Source organism: Niallia sp. Man26 (assembly GCF_022049065.2).
GTDB lineage: Bacteria > Bacillota > Bacilli > Bacillales > Cytobacillaceae > Niallia.
The window spans coordinates 178,003-192,672 of record NZ_CP095744.1 but is presented as its reverse complement, the minus strand read 5'-3'; the positions used below and the strand labels follow the sequence as shown (position 1 = coordinate 192,672).

Sequence of the window (14,670 nt, the reverse complement as noted above, 5' to 3'; positions counted from 1 at the left end):
ATTTTCGGACTAAACACCAAGTATGAATTGTAGTTAATTCACACTAATATTAAAGATAAAGACTTTGTTGCATGACATTATTTTGTCATGTATGTTAGTATTATGAATAATATTGTTTTCAATTAGTTGAAGGAATGATTTCATGACAAAAAAAATTACGATGCAAGATATCGCAGACCAGTTAAATATTTCGAAAAATTCTGTTTCCCAAGCGTTAACAGGCAAAGCCGGTGTAAGTGAAAAAACGAGAAGTTTAGTGGAAGCAACAGCCCGCGAGTTAGGCTATGAATATTTGCCTGCGCATAAAAACTACCAATATAACACAGACAGCAAAAATGTTAAAATTGCGCTTATTGCATCTGATTATGCCTTTTCTCTTAAAAGCTTTTTCGGTGAAATTTACTTAAGTATTGAAAAGGAGATAGCAAGTCAAAACAACAGCTTAATGATTCAATCGATAAACCAATCAGCCATACAATCCCTTGAATTACCTGCCTTTATTCTCAATGGTTCGGTTGACGGAGTATTAATTCTTTCCCACTTGAATACAGAGTATATTCAAAAAATTATTTCAACAGGCATCCCTGCTGTGTTAGTTGATCATCATCACCCACACATTAAAGCAGATGCAGTATTAACAAATAATCGGTTTGGAGCATTTCTGGCGGTAGAGCATCTCGTTCAATTAGGGCACAGAGAAATTGGTTTCATCGGCAATATTTCGATTTCGCCGAGCTATTATGAAAGATTGGAAGGATATCATTTGGCATTAAACCATTATGGAATAAAGCATAATGAAGCATTGCTTCTTTCCGACATAGAAGAAGATGAGGATGGTGTTAGAAAAGCGATGCACCAGCTGCCTAAACAGCCAACTGCCTGGTTTTGTGTTAATGATGGCTTAGGCTTTCTCGTCAGCTCGTATCTCGTGCATGCAGGCTACAAAATTCCTGAACAGATTTCCGTATCGAATTTTGACAATGGTCAATTATCGAAACTTGCTACACCGAAAATCACAACAATGGATATCGACCTTGAACTTTTCGGCAAAAGAGCGGTAGAACAGTTAATGTGGAGAATCAGCAATAAAGATGCAGCTAATCAAGAAATACTTTTGCCCACCACTTTGCTTGTCCGAGAGTCCACTGGACCTGCCCCCAATTAAAAAAACCAGCTTCCATTTAGAAGCTGGTTGTATCGTTATTCGTTCGTTTTCCAGTCAAACACAAAATCATCATCTGACAACGGCTCCACTTTAGTAGCCTTTACATAACCATTTCCTTTAACAGAGAAGAAGTCATGGTTTTTCGTATCTGTTTTCATCCCGTTCTCCACGATCGGGTTGATTGCCTCTGACTCAAATACTGCTTCATATCCAAGGTTCATACAAGCTTTGTTAGCATTGTAGCGAATGAATTTATTTACTTCATCTACAAGACCAATCTTTTCGTATAAGTCCTGCGTATATCCTAACTCATTTTGGTAAAGAGTTTCCATTAGATCAAGTCTTTCTTTTGCAGCTCGTTCCTGCTCTTCGATTGTAAGCTGACCGTACAGCTCTTGCGCTATTAGACCAACGTAAACTCCGTGTATACTTTCGTCACGAATTATTAAGTTTATTATTTCTCCAGAAGCTGTCAGCTTGCCTTGCCCTGCCAAGAATAATGGATAAAAGAATCCAGAATAAAATAGGAATGATTCCAAGTAGACAGAAGCAACTGTCGCCATATACAAGTCATACTTGCTTACTTCTGGCTTAAAGAGCTTTTGGTAATATTCAGAGATAAGCTTGCCCTTTTTTTGTAATTGAGGATGATTGTGCACCCAGTCAAATACTTGGTCTATCTCTTCCTCTGTAGCAAGCGTTGTAAAGATGGTTGAGTAGGATTTTGCATGGATTTGCTCCATCATTCCCATAAAGGAAAGCACACCTTTACGCTGCAAGCCGCTTACGTGCATGCTGATCAACGGCATACCTTCGCCGCCCTGCTCTGTATCAAGAAGTGTCAAACCGCCAAGCACTTTCATGTATGTGTCTTGCTCTGTAGCTGACAATTCACCCCAAGTATTTTTATCAGATGAAAGACTGATTTCTTCCGGCAGCCAAAACTGTCTCGTATTTTGTGTATAAAACATCTGTGTGTAATCATCTTCATGCTGATTCCAGTTAACAGCATACTTAGTCATTTTCTTTCCCCCAGTGTTACAAAAAATAAAGGGGAGACTTAGGCTCCCCGTGTATTATCTTAAACTGCACATGCGATACATTCGTCAATCGCCAAGTTGCGTGTGCGTGTGTAGTAAAGTGATTTCAAGCCAATTTCGTTCGCATAGATATAATAGCGCGCCAATTCTTTTGTAGAAACGTCTGAGTTTACATAAAGAATGGTCGAAATACCTTGATCGACATGCTCTTGTGCTGCAGCAATCAAGTCCATAATCTTAAATTGATTCATATCGAATGCTGATTTGTAGAACCAGAAATTCGTTTCATCCATATAAGGCATTGGATAATATGTTGTAGAGTTCGCATATGTGCGGGACTCAATTTGGTTAACAACAGGCATTACAGATGCTGTAGCGTTTTGAATATAGCCAATGGATTGTGTTGGGGCAACAGCTAAACGATAAGCATTATACATACCGTGTTCTTTAACTAAAGCAGCTAGTTCTGCCCAGTCTTCACAAGTAGGAATATAGATGCCATTAAACAATTGCTTCACTTTATCTGTTTTTGGCGCATAGCTTACTTCTTTGTATTTTTCGAAGTAAGTGCCTTTCGCATACTCAGACTTATCAAAGTCCTTGAATGTTTCGTTTCGTTCTTTTGCAATCAGCATACTCTTTTCGATTGAATAGTAATTCATCATCATGAAGAATGTTGCAGTGAAGTCTTTTGCTTCATCTGATTCATAGCTGATGCGGTTCTTAGACAGGTAACCGTGCAGGTTCATGGCACCTAGCCCTATCGCATGCAGCTCTTCATTTGCTTTTTTAACAGACGGTGCGTTTTGCACGTCTGAAATGTCTGAAACGGTTGTTAAAGCTTCAATGCCAACATGAACAGAATCTCTGAACACATCACCAGGCTGCATCACATTAGGAATGTTAAGGGAACCTAGATTACAGTTAATATCACGGCGGATAATATCTTCTTGGCCGTAATCGGTAATTTCAGAAGTTTCCTGAAGTTGGAAGATTTCTGTCCTCATCTTCAACAGAGCTCGTTACACTCAGTCCGTTTTCTAACTGCTATAGGTCATACCCTATAGAGGAGACTATATCATCACCCTCAGCTCGACCTGATGGGGTGCTCTGCTTTTCGATTTAAAGGATTTTACAGCTTATGCCATTCCGCATAAGCAACCTACCACTTGGCTCTACTCTACTCGCTTCTTCACTGAAGTCTTTCATTCAGCTATGCTTTCGATAGTCGTTAGGCATTTACTTATCTTATTCTTTCAGAAAGTCTCTTATAAGCAGGAAATTTGTGGATATTTAATTTACCAATGTATTTCATACCATTAAGTTTATTAACGGTCTCATAGACAAACCCATAAGGCACTTTCTGATTCATTGCGTTTCTCCTTTTCATCTATCATGTTAAACATAAACTTTTAAAGGGAGTAAAGCATTATCATAATAAGATAAGATTTAGCACGGCAGGTTATCGCTATTGCTCTCACACAAATAGGACTTCCCCCGTTTAACAGAGTTATTCGACAGCCATTACTGACTGAAGGTGCTAGAAAGTTAACACAGATTGCTCATTTTAATCTGGCCAATGTCTTTAAGCGCATGCGCTTTGTTTGCATTGGATTTGTTCATAAAGTATGGATAGCCTGATTCCAGCTGAATTTGGGCAATCTTTGTGATCATTTCACGCGCCGTCATTGCAACACGTTTTTTCACATTTGGATTTGCCACTAACTCGTCATACATTTCATCCATGCGCATATCATCTAAATGTACACCGTATTCCTTAAACACACTGAACGGTGCGAAAACATAAAAGTCTTTGTTTTCCTTTGCTAATTGGAAGAACTTGTTTTCTACGATTAATCCGATGGAAAGTGTTTGAATACGTGACTTCTCGTCGGCATTTATTTTTTTTGTATCCAAAAATTCAACAACATCCCAATGGAAGATGTTTAAGTATGCAGCTCCTGCTCCTTTACGCTGGCCAAGCTGGTTAGCGTAGGAGAATGTATCTTCTAACAGCTTCATAACAGGAACAACACCTGATGCTGCATTATCGATGCCTTTAATTTGTTCATTGCGGGCACGCAGCTTCGAAAGGTTAAGGGCTACTCCGCCGCCTATTTTCGAAAGCTGTCCGGATGTATTGATATTATGGAAGATGGAGTTTAATGAATCGTCCATTTCCAATAAGAAGCAGGAAACCATTTCTCCGCGACGGCTTCTGCCTGCATTCAGGAATGTCGGCGTTGCCGGCTGGTAGCGCTGCTCAATCATCGCGATTGCTGTTTTCTTCGCTTTTTCAGCATCTCCTTGTCCTAAAAACAGGGCGACGATGATAATGCGGTCTTCGTATGTTTCTAAGTAGTTCTTCTTGTCATCTGTCTTCAAGGCATAATCTTTATAGAATTTTGAAATAGCCATGTAAGACTGGAATTTAAATTCATAGTTGTAAACGGCATTTGTTATGTCTTCAATGTCAGATATGCTGTATTGTTCCAGCACTTGTGGATAATAGAAATCTTTTTCCACCATATAAGTAAATTTTTGTGCCACAGATTCAAAACGAATCAATTTCGGCTCGATTTCCGATACAAGGAATTCAGCCACTGCCTCTTTGTCTTTTTCCAGACGGAAGAAACCTTTTTCGTTAAGCTGTGTCACTTCGTTGTTTAATTCTATGTGTCTCATAGCTAATATTTTGCACCCTTTCCCTAACTATCTCCACATCCTCGGGCATGCCGCTCATCTCAAACTTATGGAGAATCGGTACCCCGTACATATTTGATATCTTATTTGCACTTAAAGCAAAGTTTTGCCCCCAATTTTTATTACCACTCGATACGACTGCATAGAGATTGGTGTGATTTGCCTTAAGGAAGTCTAAAGTTGTTTGAGGAACCTGCCCCATTCCAGTTGTATAAGTTAATAGTATAAAAGGTTCATAGACTTTTAGTCCAGCCTTTAGTTCTATTAAATTGTGCTCTGGAAGCTCTAGTTTTTGCACAAAGCGGCGCACATTCCCGGTTTTACTGTCAAACACGATAAACAAAATTATTCCCTCCTTAAGAATTTTGATAGAATAGGGGCAAAAGCAATATTCTATCCTATACCCTAAAAACATACAAGGGCTACTAAATACAGATGTTTTTTATAAATATATCTCAATATGTTGTGTCTAAACACTATTCAACCCTTTTTTGGTACTAGAGTCAATAGAGTCTCTTTGAATTTTTTTGTCAACAATATTACTCAACTTTTATCGATTTTTGAGTTTATTTGAACCTAAAAAAATGCAAAAAGTCTGATGAGAGTAGTCCTCATTAGACTTTTTTTATACGAAAATATATTCTATTTATCTTACTTCCCACACAGCAACTATATAAAACCTTCCTACTTTTTTTACTTTTTAAAGATGTGCTGAAGGATTTCTCCCGTTCGCATTTTATCCATAAAAAAAATTATATTTGATTATAGCACCCTTACAAATTGTCCGAAAACAATAATTAACTTTTGGAACTGCCAAGTGTATCACTTTCCAATAAGCTTTTTTCATGATCACTTTCATTCCATTAATCTTGAATTAATTTTAGCAACTTTCAAAGTAACTAACCGCAATATATGTACAAATAAAAATTACCGGTGTATTTGCCGATACATTTTTACAATGTTAAAAAAGTTAAAAGAATTTTCCATCTTCCATTAATCTTTTTACTCACAGGTAGATTGGAAGATTAATTATCTACATTCACATCCCCCTTCATCCTTAAGCATGTACATTTAAATAACCACACCATTTCGAATGCATAATTATAATCCGTCTCTTTAATAAATTAAGTTTCCGGTAACCTTAAGATTTTAAAAGGAAACTTTAATTTCCTATATATATAGGAAAGAAAATGTTATTTTCTAAATTTAAAGAATTATATTTGACGAATTTACTTCTCTCTTATATGATAGATATATACATTTCGAATATCCCTAAAGGGGAGTAGCTTTTACAGCAAAGTCGTCATTACAGAGTGCATGCACTCTCGGCTTTGTTGGCAGCTGACAAGCTGTTAGCAAGACCTTTACATGTGAACGTGTAAAGGTCTTTTATTTTTCAAAAATCCTTTACCGTCAGCGGTAAAGGATTTTTTTGTTTAATATGTCCAAAAAATAAAATAAAAAAAGGATGAGAACAATGAAAAAACAAGTTAAAATGAATATGTTTGAACTGATTAAAAAGAATAAAGAAGAACTTCTAAAGGATAGAAGCTTAATGGAAAAGATTGAAAAGCGGGTTGATGAAAAGATTATCAAACAATAAGACCAGCAATCAGTTAAAAAAAGACAGCAAAATTCTATTATATTATTTAAGAAGAACACGTATAATTGGATAGTGAAACGCAAAGACAATCATTTTATATTTTGTTATTATATTAACATTAAAGACTAGCGAAACCGCGTCTTATGACATTACAACTGTTCATGTCATTTCAAAAAATCAAACAATATCCTATAAAATTATAGGACTGGAGGATTATAGTTTGTTTACTTTATTGACTAATTTACTAAAATCAGGTGCCCCTACTGTTGACCTTTCTCTATCACAGCAATCAGCTGCTCCAGGAGAGGTTGTCACAGGCCAATTCCATATTCAAGGGGGACGTAAAAGCTGTAAAATTAAACGATTAGAATGCACCTTAGTAAAGGAATTCGAGGATGGCAAAACCGAAACGGTTGAAGAAGTTACGACCATTTTGATGTCCCGAGTTATAGGCAGTGAAGAAAAAATCGAACTGCCATTTTCTTATCTCATTACAGACAAGCTTGAGCCAACTGCTACTTCCTTTTCTTACAGACTGCATACTAATCTTGTTTTCGCAGAAAATATGTCAAGAAAGGACCATGATGAATTAGTGATAGTCGATAATAGGAAATAAAAAGGAACCATTTAAGGATGTGCCAAATTGGCACATCCTTTTTTTACAATTTATGCTAATTTGTATTTATGATTCAATTCATACGCCAACACAGCTTGTCTCTTAAAAAATATAATATAAAGAATACAATTGAAAGGTGGGATAAATGAATGTGTAATTCCAATTCCAGATGCTGCTGTAATCACGGTTTCCATCATGGCTGCAATCACGCTTTTTATCACAATCGCTGTAATCGTTGTCAGCCTTTTATCCGAATCAATCACTGCAACCCTTGCCACTTTTGTCATCACCATCATAATTGCCACAACTACTTCCCTTTCTTCCCAAACAATATTTGCTGCCGCTGTAAAAAATAACGGATAGAAACACCAGTTTTCAAATTTTTTTTGAAACCGCAGATTGCTGCGGTTTTTTTTATTTGGCTGTCAAGAGAGATAAAAGCACAAACATGTCATTCAACCATACATACAATACGACTAAAACAAATAATGAGAAGGAAGGTTATGTATGAACGCAGATAAATACCCATTAATTCCAGAAAACTCGATTTTTAAAGGTCTTGAAGGCACAGACATTTTAGTTGTGACAGATGAAGACCAATTGAACATACTTGGGCAAACATTTAGACCGATTTTCACTGGAACAGTAAGTGAAGTGACAAATGGTTATCTTACGTTAAATCCCGCTATCATCAAAATGAGTAATGCTCCGAACTATCGGTTCCCGACACCTTTAAGCATTCCGTTAGAAGCAATTGCCTGGTTTACTCCTTGGGATCCAGAACGACGTCTTCCATTAGTCTAACTTACTTTAGAAAGGTGATATTATGTCTACGAAAAATAAAAGCAAACTGTTGAAAGAATTAGGACTTAACGGTGAAGCAGATGTGAATGCTATCCGCCAAGCGGTTGTAACAAACAAGTTCAGACAAAGTATAGGGAAACGAACATTTATCCTATTAGGACCATACCCGTTTATGGTTATTGGAACAATTCTTGAAGTTGTGTCTGATTTCGTCAGAATTAAAGTAGAAGTTACGAATATTTCTGAATTAGATGGAGAAATTTTCAGCCTCCATTTAGACGAAATTGATGTTTTCTTCATTGAAGATGGTAAATACAAAATACCTAAGCTGAATGTTGGTTCGCAATAAAGGAGGGATAATTATGCTGCGAAAATTTCATATAGTAGCAATCCCCATCAGAATCGTCTTTAATAAATTCGGAGATTACGATCCTGATGGCATGATGTATGTATTAAAAGAAAATGAAGAGAAAGTGAAAGCGCAAGTTGCAGCAAACCCGTTCATGCCTGTTGACCTAGTTGAACCACTCGTTCTCCGCGCAAACCGCGGTGATGATATTGAGATTTTATTCGAAAACCAGCTTCCTTTTAGCACATCTCTTCATATTCAAAAAGCAGAATATAGTGTCTTCACTTCAGATGGCGCCTTTGTTGGGGTAAATCCCGATACTACGGTGCCTCCTTGTGGACAAATTATTTACCGCTGGCATGCAAATGAACAAGGTATATGTTTCTTCTCTGACATGGGCAACACCTTATCAAGTGAATTAGGGAGTAATGTCCACGGCCTGTACGGAGCTCTTTTAGTACAGCCAAGAGGTTCCTATTGGACAGATCCCGTTACTGGTTTGTCTATTAACAGCGGTGCTTTTGCTGATATTCACAATGCTATGCTCCCTTCTTACAGGGAATTTGCCTGGTTTTTCGCAGACGAACCGGAAGTTCGTGATTTAACAGGACAGAATCCAATCAGCCCGCACACCTTGCAGCCTGAGTCAACATTTCCGATCAATTACCGATCGGAGCCAATGCGAAACAGGTTAAGATTGATCCAAGAAGGTGTCGTAGCACCAGAGTGTGAAAGCGAGGAGGTTCATCATGATTCATGGGTATTCGGTGATCCTTCGACTCCGATTCTCCGTGCATATGTTGGAGATCCAATAAAAATTCGCCTTATCCATGGTGGTGTAAAAGAGACACACACTTTTCACTATCATGTTCATCAGTGGCTGCAGGAGCCAACCGACCAAGATTCAGAAGTTGTCGATGTACAAGCAGTCTCCCCACAGAACAATTATACAGTTTCGCCATTGTACGGTGCAGGCAGCCTGCAGAGAGCAAAGGGTGATGCAATTATTCACTGTCATCTCTACCCGCATTTTGGTGAAGGTATGTGGGGTATCCAACGGACTTTTGATACATTGCAAGATGGAAGCCAATGTTATCCAAATGGTGTGCCGATTGCTGCTCTTCAACCGCTTCCAACCCAGCCATTGCCACCAGAGCCTACAGCTGAAAAACCAGGATACCCGAACTTCATTCCTGGAATTGCCGGCTGTAAAGCACCAAGACCGCCGCTCGTCGGAGACAGAGAATCAACCGTTCTTGAGATGAATGCCTTTGACAGTCGTCCAGTCCCTGGAGCAGCATTTACAAATCCATGTCCCCCGGGAGCGCCGGTAAGAGAGTATGATATTTCTTTAATTCAAATGCCGATAGTATACAACAAACAAGGCTGGCACGATCCAGAGGGACGCCTTTACGTCTTGGCGAAAGATGAAGAAGATGTTCTAGCAGGCAGAAAGTCACCGGAACCGCTCGTTATCCGTGCAAATGCAGGAGAGTGTCTAAGGCTTCACTTTACAAATAAACTTCCTGAAGTATTAGGCGGTAATGCCTTCCAGCTTGTCAATCGTACGTATGAAGCTGGCATGCATGTCCACTTCGTAAAGTTTGATCCGCTTTGTTCAGATGGTGCTAACGTTGGCTGGAATTATAACTCAGGCATCTTGCCTGGAGAAACAATCACCTATCAATGGTTTGCAGATGTTGAATTAAAAGCAACCTTTTGGCATGACCACTTATTTGCCAATGAACATCAGCAGCATGGTGTATTTGCCGCAATTAATATAGAATCTAGATTCTCCCGCTTCCTTGATCCACACACTGGAGAAGAAATAGAATCAGGAACGCAAGCAATGATTGTGAACCCGCTAAGTCCTGACTTCCGAGAGTTTCATTTGTTCGTTCATGATTTTTCATTACTGTTTGATGCAAATAATCAGCCTTTAAACCCGCCTCCTTTTCCTGGTTCACCAGATGACCCTGGCGTAATGGGCATTAACTACCGAAACGAGCCGCTGCAATACCGGATAAAGGAACCTGACTGTGATCCTGCCTATACCTTCAGTTCATGGGTTCATGGTGATCCAGTCACGCCGCTTTTAGAGACGTACAACGGCGACCCAGTCCGCATCAGGCTTATTCAAGGTGCTCATGAGGAGTCACACAGCTTCAATTTACATCGCCAGCGCTGGCATCGTGAAAGAGGTGACTTGGATTCAGAGTTAGTGCAGCAGCAGCATATCGGTATATCCGAGTCCTTTACCTTTGAATTTTTCATAGATGGTGAAGGCGACTTTGATATGCTCTATCATTTCGGAACAATCGATGATGTCTGGCTAGGAAACTGGGGATTAATGCGTACATTTAAGGAGAAGGTATCACATTTGCTGCCATTGCCTGACCAGCCTGCACCGCCTCCACGAACAGAAGCCTTGCCTGTTCCGACCGGCTGCAGACCGCCTATGGCACTGCATCCTGGAAACCCAGCACCTCCTGGCGCACCAGTCCGCAAATATGAGGTGGTTGCACTCCAGATGCCAATCGTTTACAACAGCTTTGGCGATCATGATCCGCATGGTCTTATATTCGCACTTGCTGAGGATGTTCCAAAGATAGTAAGCGGCGAAAAAAATCCTGAACCGCTCATATTACGTGGTAATGTTGGAGAATGTGTGGAGGTGACGCTCTACAATCAAATATTTGGTCCGTTTCATAATGAGGATGATCTACTGCATGGCTATCCAAGTGTGCCAGTCGAGGCTCCCTTCCCTCCGTCTCGACGCATTTCGATGCATGCACAGTTAGCTGAATATGACGTCCGATTCTCGGACGGTGCAACAGTTGGCTATAACTATGACCAAACAATTGGACCAGGTGAGTGTATTACCTATCGCTGGTATTTAGATCAGCCGTTTGGATCAGCGAATCTCTGGGATATGGCCGATATCCGCAATCACCGCCACCATGGGGCCTTCGGAATGCTGATCACAGAATTCAGAGGATCCAGTTATCTTGATCCATGTACAAGAGAAATAGTGAAAACCGGTGATCAGATTATCATCTCCAACCCTTTTGGTGAATATAGGGAATTTGCTGTAGTAATGCATGACGGTATCCGTCTTGTTGATAAAGATGGCAATCTTATTATCGATCCTGAACCATTGTTACTCGATATTGAAGACTTTGAATTAGAGGATTTTGAAGATCAAGGATCGCGGGCCTTTAATTACAGGGCGGAAAGATTTAAACACCGCTTAGCACAGAATCCGGATATATCAAAAGTGTTCAGCTCCCTTGTCCATGGAGATCCAGCAACACCGCTATTTTTAGCCTATGCAGGTGACCCGGTTGTTATAAGGTTTACCTTCCCTGCCGATAGAGCCCGGGCCCACTCCATTACCTTCCATGGCCACAAATGGCTCGATGATGATGATGATGTAAACTCACGAATCACTTCCATTGAAGGACAGATAGCTGTCGGTCATGCAGATGATTTTGCTTTAAAATACGGAGCTGGCGGCTATTTGAACTTGCCAGGAGACTATCTGTACCGATCTGGTCTTATTCGCTGGGATATCGAACTCGGTGTGTGGGGAATCATGCGTGTTTTAGATATGCCTAGTCCTTATTTGGCTCCGCTGAATCCGAATTTCTCTCCATTTAGATACGATTAAGAAAAGAGGTGTTTAAATAAAGATGTCAGAAAAATATTGTGATTGTCCTTGTCACCATAATCAGGGTATTTGCCCCGAAGGCGGCTTTTGCTGCCCTGAACGAATACCAGAAAGTGTTCCAAACAATCGCTTTGGTTCTCCAAATATTTGTCCACCAGCCATTCCGACACCGCGTTACAACTCGCCGAGCAGTTCGCTGCCGCTTCGGGAGTTAAACGCCTTACAGGCTTGTATTGAGGAAATTAATGATACCCTTCGCACCATCGGCAATCCCCGTGATCCACAAGACCCTGAACAACAGCAGCGGCAAAGACAGCTGCAGCAGCATTTCCGGGCACTTCGCTTTTCTCTTGTGAAAGTAAACGTCACTTGTGATGATGAAGAAATGGAAATACTAGGGATATTAGAGGATGCAGGTTCTAATTTCATCAAGCTTAATACACTCGGAGACAAAAAACTGATTCTATTTAACCGAATTTGCCTTTTGAAGCATGAAAATAACGATGCAGAAACGTTTGAACATCAGCAGGAGCTTCTAAACATTGATATGTGCCTGCGCCGTGAAGTCACCTTGCATTTTGGTGAAATTGTCGGGCGCAGCCCTGAGCTCATCAATATATTTTTCGGGATTCCTCTTTATTTGTTCCTGCTGCCTGTTATCGGCTGTAAGATACGTGTAAAAACAGATGGAGAGAATATCTCAGGCATTCTTTGTGAAGTCGATGAAAATCAATTCAGGATTGAATGGATAGAGGAACCAGAACAAGCTGAAGAGGAAGAGGAAGAACCAGAGCAAGAGAATCCTATTGATCCGTGTGCAGAAGAAGATGGAGTCCGTACTATTAATTTTGACGAAGTCTGTTTTATTTCCATAGATTCATAGCAAAAAAGAAGAGTCTGATGCCTACGGCATCAGACTCTTCTTTCTCCTATCTTTCTCCGTTTCGGCCAAATATTATGGCAGGTTTCCTTGACCCACTGAACAAAGGTTGGAAACATTTGAAACGGAGTACTTCTTTTCAATAAATTTATCTCTTTCATATTTATAGTAGACAGCTCTTTGCCGTGCTTTAATGTCAGCTTCCCAGCTTCAAGCTTTACTAGCTTTCCCTTTCGCTTCTCTCCACCTGTAAAAACTGTTACCTTTGTGTTCTTCCATGCCTGAAGATGCACTTCAAGGGATTCTTCGTAAAACTGGCGCTTTAATACGTCATTTTTTAGGACGGTTGAGGAAAAATCAGACAACAGCTTCCGCCTCAATGTATCATCATATATGACTTGCTGGTGGTTATTCGGCATATCAGAAATCCCATAAGGAACACTTGCCGATTCAATTGCCGCATAAGGAATCCAATAGCGCTCTGTTACAGTTGTTAATGCCACAAAGTCTCTGCCGACAACACTGACTCTGCCAAGCAGCTCTACTGCTTCTTCACTGACAATAGCATGAACCTTCGTCTGCTGATTGCGCCTTCCTTTAAGAAATCTGGACAGCATAATCGGCTTTTTATATTCGGGAAGACTTTGACCAATCTGCTTCAAATTAATTCCTTCCATGTAATCCCGCAGCAGATTCAGTTCATGTGCAGGCATAGTGCTTGGCGGAGAGGTATAGCCATCTCCCCTTTTTAACGTATAATAATCATTTTTCAGGAATTTCGTTTTATTAGTGAGTCCCTCATAATATTTCTTCTCCTCATCCGGCCCCATCTCTCTTCTCTCCACAGCGATCCCTCTCTTTAGCTTTTTTTATACAGTATGAAGGGAGACTAAAAAAAGGACGGAAACGAGTAAGGGATAATCGCACATTTTTTTAAGGACTAACTAGGAAGTGGCGCAACAAAGTATTTTATCTCATACATATAGGAACAAGGGGTGATCAGTGGTGTTATCTTTTACATGGGTTCTTTTTGTCAGCTATTTTATTACAGCTGCGGTTTCTTACTTTTATTTGCATAAGGCAAGAAACTTAATAAGCTACCATTTTGGCATGAATATTGCGATGACTTCAAGCGGAGTCATGGGAATATCATGCGGCATTATCCTTGGCAGTCAATTCCCGCTGTATTTTTCTGAAGTGACCGTGTTAACGCTGATTATCGCTGTCACTGTCGGAGCAATCTTCGGCTCCCTTGTTGACTACCAGACACTTTTGACAGGAGTTTCAAGCGGCATTATGGCAGGAGTAATGGGACCAATGCTTGGCGCAGCAGCAAACTTTACGCTTATTGTCGTTGCGACCCTGCTAGTATTCTTAAGTTTTGGACTGCTGTGCTTTTCATTAAGATCATTATAGAGGAGTTAGGAAAATGAACAAAAATAGGTTACGACTAATGACTGTTGCCTGCGTGAGCACCATCTTTTTATTTGGCTGCACAACGACAACCGAGCATGAACAAACATCAGAAAATGAAACACATGAGCATTCAAACGAAGTGAGTATTGAAATCAAGACACCGGTAAGCGACCAAGTTAACAAGGAATTAGATTTAGAAGTGGCAGTTATGGATGGGAATAACCCTCTGACCGATGCTAAAGTTGGCTTTGAAACATGGAAAGAGGGAGACACAACTCATCCGTATTTTGATGCAGAAGAAAACAAAGACGGACACTATAACGCAAAACTTCTGTTTGAAGAATCAGGTGAATATACAGTCAAAGTACATGTGGAAAAAGCCAGCATTCATGAACATAAGGAAATATATATTACAGTAGAGTAA

Annotated in this window: 13 protein-coding genes and 2 pseudogenes; 9 read left to right on the top strand and 6 right to left on the bottom strand. The window is 39.9% G+C overall.

Features of this window, described 5'->3' with window-relative positions; translation table 11 throughout:
• Positions 1-142 precede the first annotated feature (142 nt).
• Complete coding sequence (locus tag L8T27_RS20410; protein ID WP_237942640.1) at positions 143-1,165, top strand: LacI family DNA-binding transcriptional regulator; 1,023 nt, start codon at positions 143-145, stop codon at positions 1,163-1,165.
• 35 nt (positions 1,166-1,200) lie between these two features.
• Here the strand turns inward: L8T27_RS20410 and nrdF are convergent, their stop codons facing one another.
• The 4 genes and pseudogenes from nrdF to nrdI form a co-directional block, all read right to left on the bottom strand.
• Complete coding sequence (nrdF, locus tag L8T27_RS20405; protein WP_233315338.1) at positions 1,201-2,187, bottom strand: class 1b ribonucleoside-diphosphate reductase subunit beta; 987 nt, start codon at positions 2,185-2,187, stop codon at positions 1,201-1,203.
• A gap of 59 nt (positions 2,188-2,246) precedes the next feature.
• Positions 2,247-3,206, bottom strand: a pseudogene (locus L8T27_RS20400) (ribonucleotide reductase large subunit); the annotation flags it as partial.
• Between the two features lie 550 nt (positions 3,207-3,756).
• Positions 3,757-4,890 (bottom strand): annotated as a pseudogene (locus L8T27_RS20395) (ribonucleotide reductase N-terminal alpha domain-containing protein); the annotation flags it as partial.
• A complete protein-coding gene (gene nrdI / locus L8T27_RS20390; protein ID WP_233315339.1) occupies positions 4,850-5,251 on the bottom strand; it encodes a class Ib ribonucleoside-diphosphate reductase assembly flavoprotein NrdI in 402 nt (133 codons plus the stop codon). The pseudogene L8T27_RS20395 and the gene nrdI, both read right to left, overlap by 41 nt.
• A gap of 1,134 nt (positions 5,252-6,385) precedes the next feature.
• Here nrdI and L8T27_RS20385 point away from each other — a divergent pair.
• Together L8T27_RS20385 and L8T27_RS20380 are read left to right on the top strand one after the other, a co-directional pair.
• A complete protein-coding gene (locus L8T27_RS20385; protein ID WP_233315340.1) occupies positions 6,386-6,511 on the top strand; it encodes an FbpB family small basic protein in 126 nt (41 codons plus the stop codon).
• Between the two features lie 220 nt (positions 6,512-6,731).
• Positions 6,732-7,127 (top strand): sporulation protein, encoded by a 396-nt coding sequence (locus tag L8T27_RS20380; protein ID WP_233315341.1) that lies wholly within the window; start codon positions 6,732-6,734, stop codon positions 7,125-7,127.
• 50 nt (positions 7,128-7,177) lie between these two features.
• Here L8T27_RS20380 and L8T27_RS20375 read toward each other — a convergent pair whose 3' ends face one another.
• On the bottom strand, positions 7,178-7,432 hold the full coding sequence (locus L8T27_RS20375) for a hypothetical protein (RefSeq protein ID WP_233315342.1): 255 nt from the start codon (positions 7,430-7,432) through the stop codon (positions 7,178-7,180).
• A 202-nt stretch (positions 7,433-7,634) separates the two neighbouring features.
• Between L8T27_RS20375 and L8T27_RS20370 the strand changes: the two genes are divergently transcribed.
• The 4 genes from L8T27_RS20370 to L8T27_RS20355 are packed head-to-tail and all read left to right on the top strand — an operon-like array spanning position 7,635 to position 12,833.
• A complete protein-coding gene (locus L8T27_RS20370) occupies positions 7,635-7,931 on the top strand; it encodes a hypothetical protein (RefSeq protein WP_233315343.1) in 297 nt (98 codons plus the stop codon).
• Between the two features lie 22 nt (positions 7,932-7,953).
• Positions 7,954-8,280 carry a hypothetical protein gene (locus L8T27_RS20365; protein ID WP_233315344.1) on the top strand — a complete coding sequence of 109 codons (327 nt, stop codon included), beginning with the start codon at positions 7,954-7,956 and terminating at the stop codon, positions 8,278-8,280.
• A gap of 13 nt (positions 8,281-8,293) precedes the next feature.
• Positions 8,294-11,950, top strand: a complete 3,657-nt coding sequence (locus L8T27_RS20360) for a multicopper oxidase domain-containing protein (protein ID WP_237942638.1) — start codon at positions 8,294-8,296, stop codon at positions 11,948-11,950.
• A gap of 22 nt (positions 11,951-11,972) precedes the next feature.
• Complete coding sequence (locus tag L8T27_RS20355; protein ID WP_237942636.1) at positions 11,973-12,833, top strand: hypothetical protein; 861 nt, start codon at positions 11,973-11,975, stop codon at positions 12,831-12,833.
• Between the two features lie 29 nt (positions 12,834-12,862).
• On the opposite strand, the gene L8T27_RS20350 is transcribed toward L8T27_RS20355, so the two are convergent.
• Complete coding sequence (locus L8T27_RS20350) at positions 12,863-13,675, bottom strand: hypothetical protein (protein WP_237942634.1); 813 nt, start codon at positions 13,673-13,675, stop codon at positions 12,863-12,865.
• A gap of 157 nt (positions 13,676-13,832) precedes the next feature.
• On the opposite strand from L8T27_RS20350, the gene L8T27_RS20345 reads away from it, so the two are divergent.
• Entirely contained in the window at positions 13,833-14,246 is a 414-nt protein-coding gene (locus L8T27_RS20345) for a hypothetical protein (RefSeq protein WP_248574492.1), read from the top strand.
• Positions 14,247-14,259: 13 nt separating this feature from the next.
• A complete protein-coding gene (locus L8T27_RS20340) occupies positions 14,260-14,670 on the top strand; it encodes a FixH family protein (RefSeq protein WP_237942632.1) in 411 nt (136 codons plus the stop codon).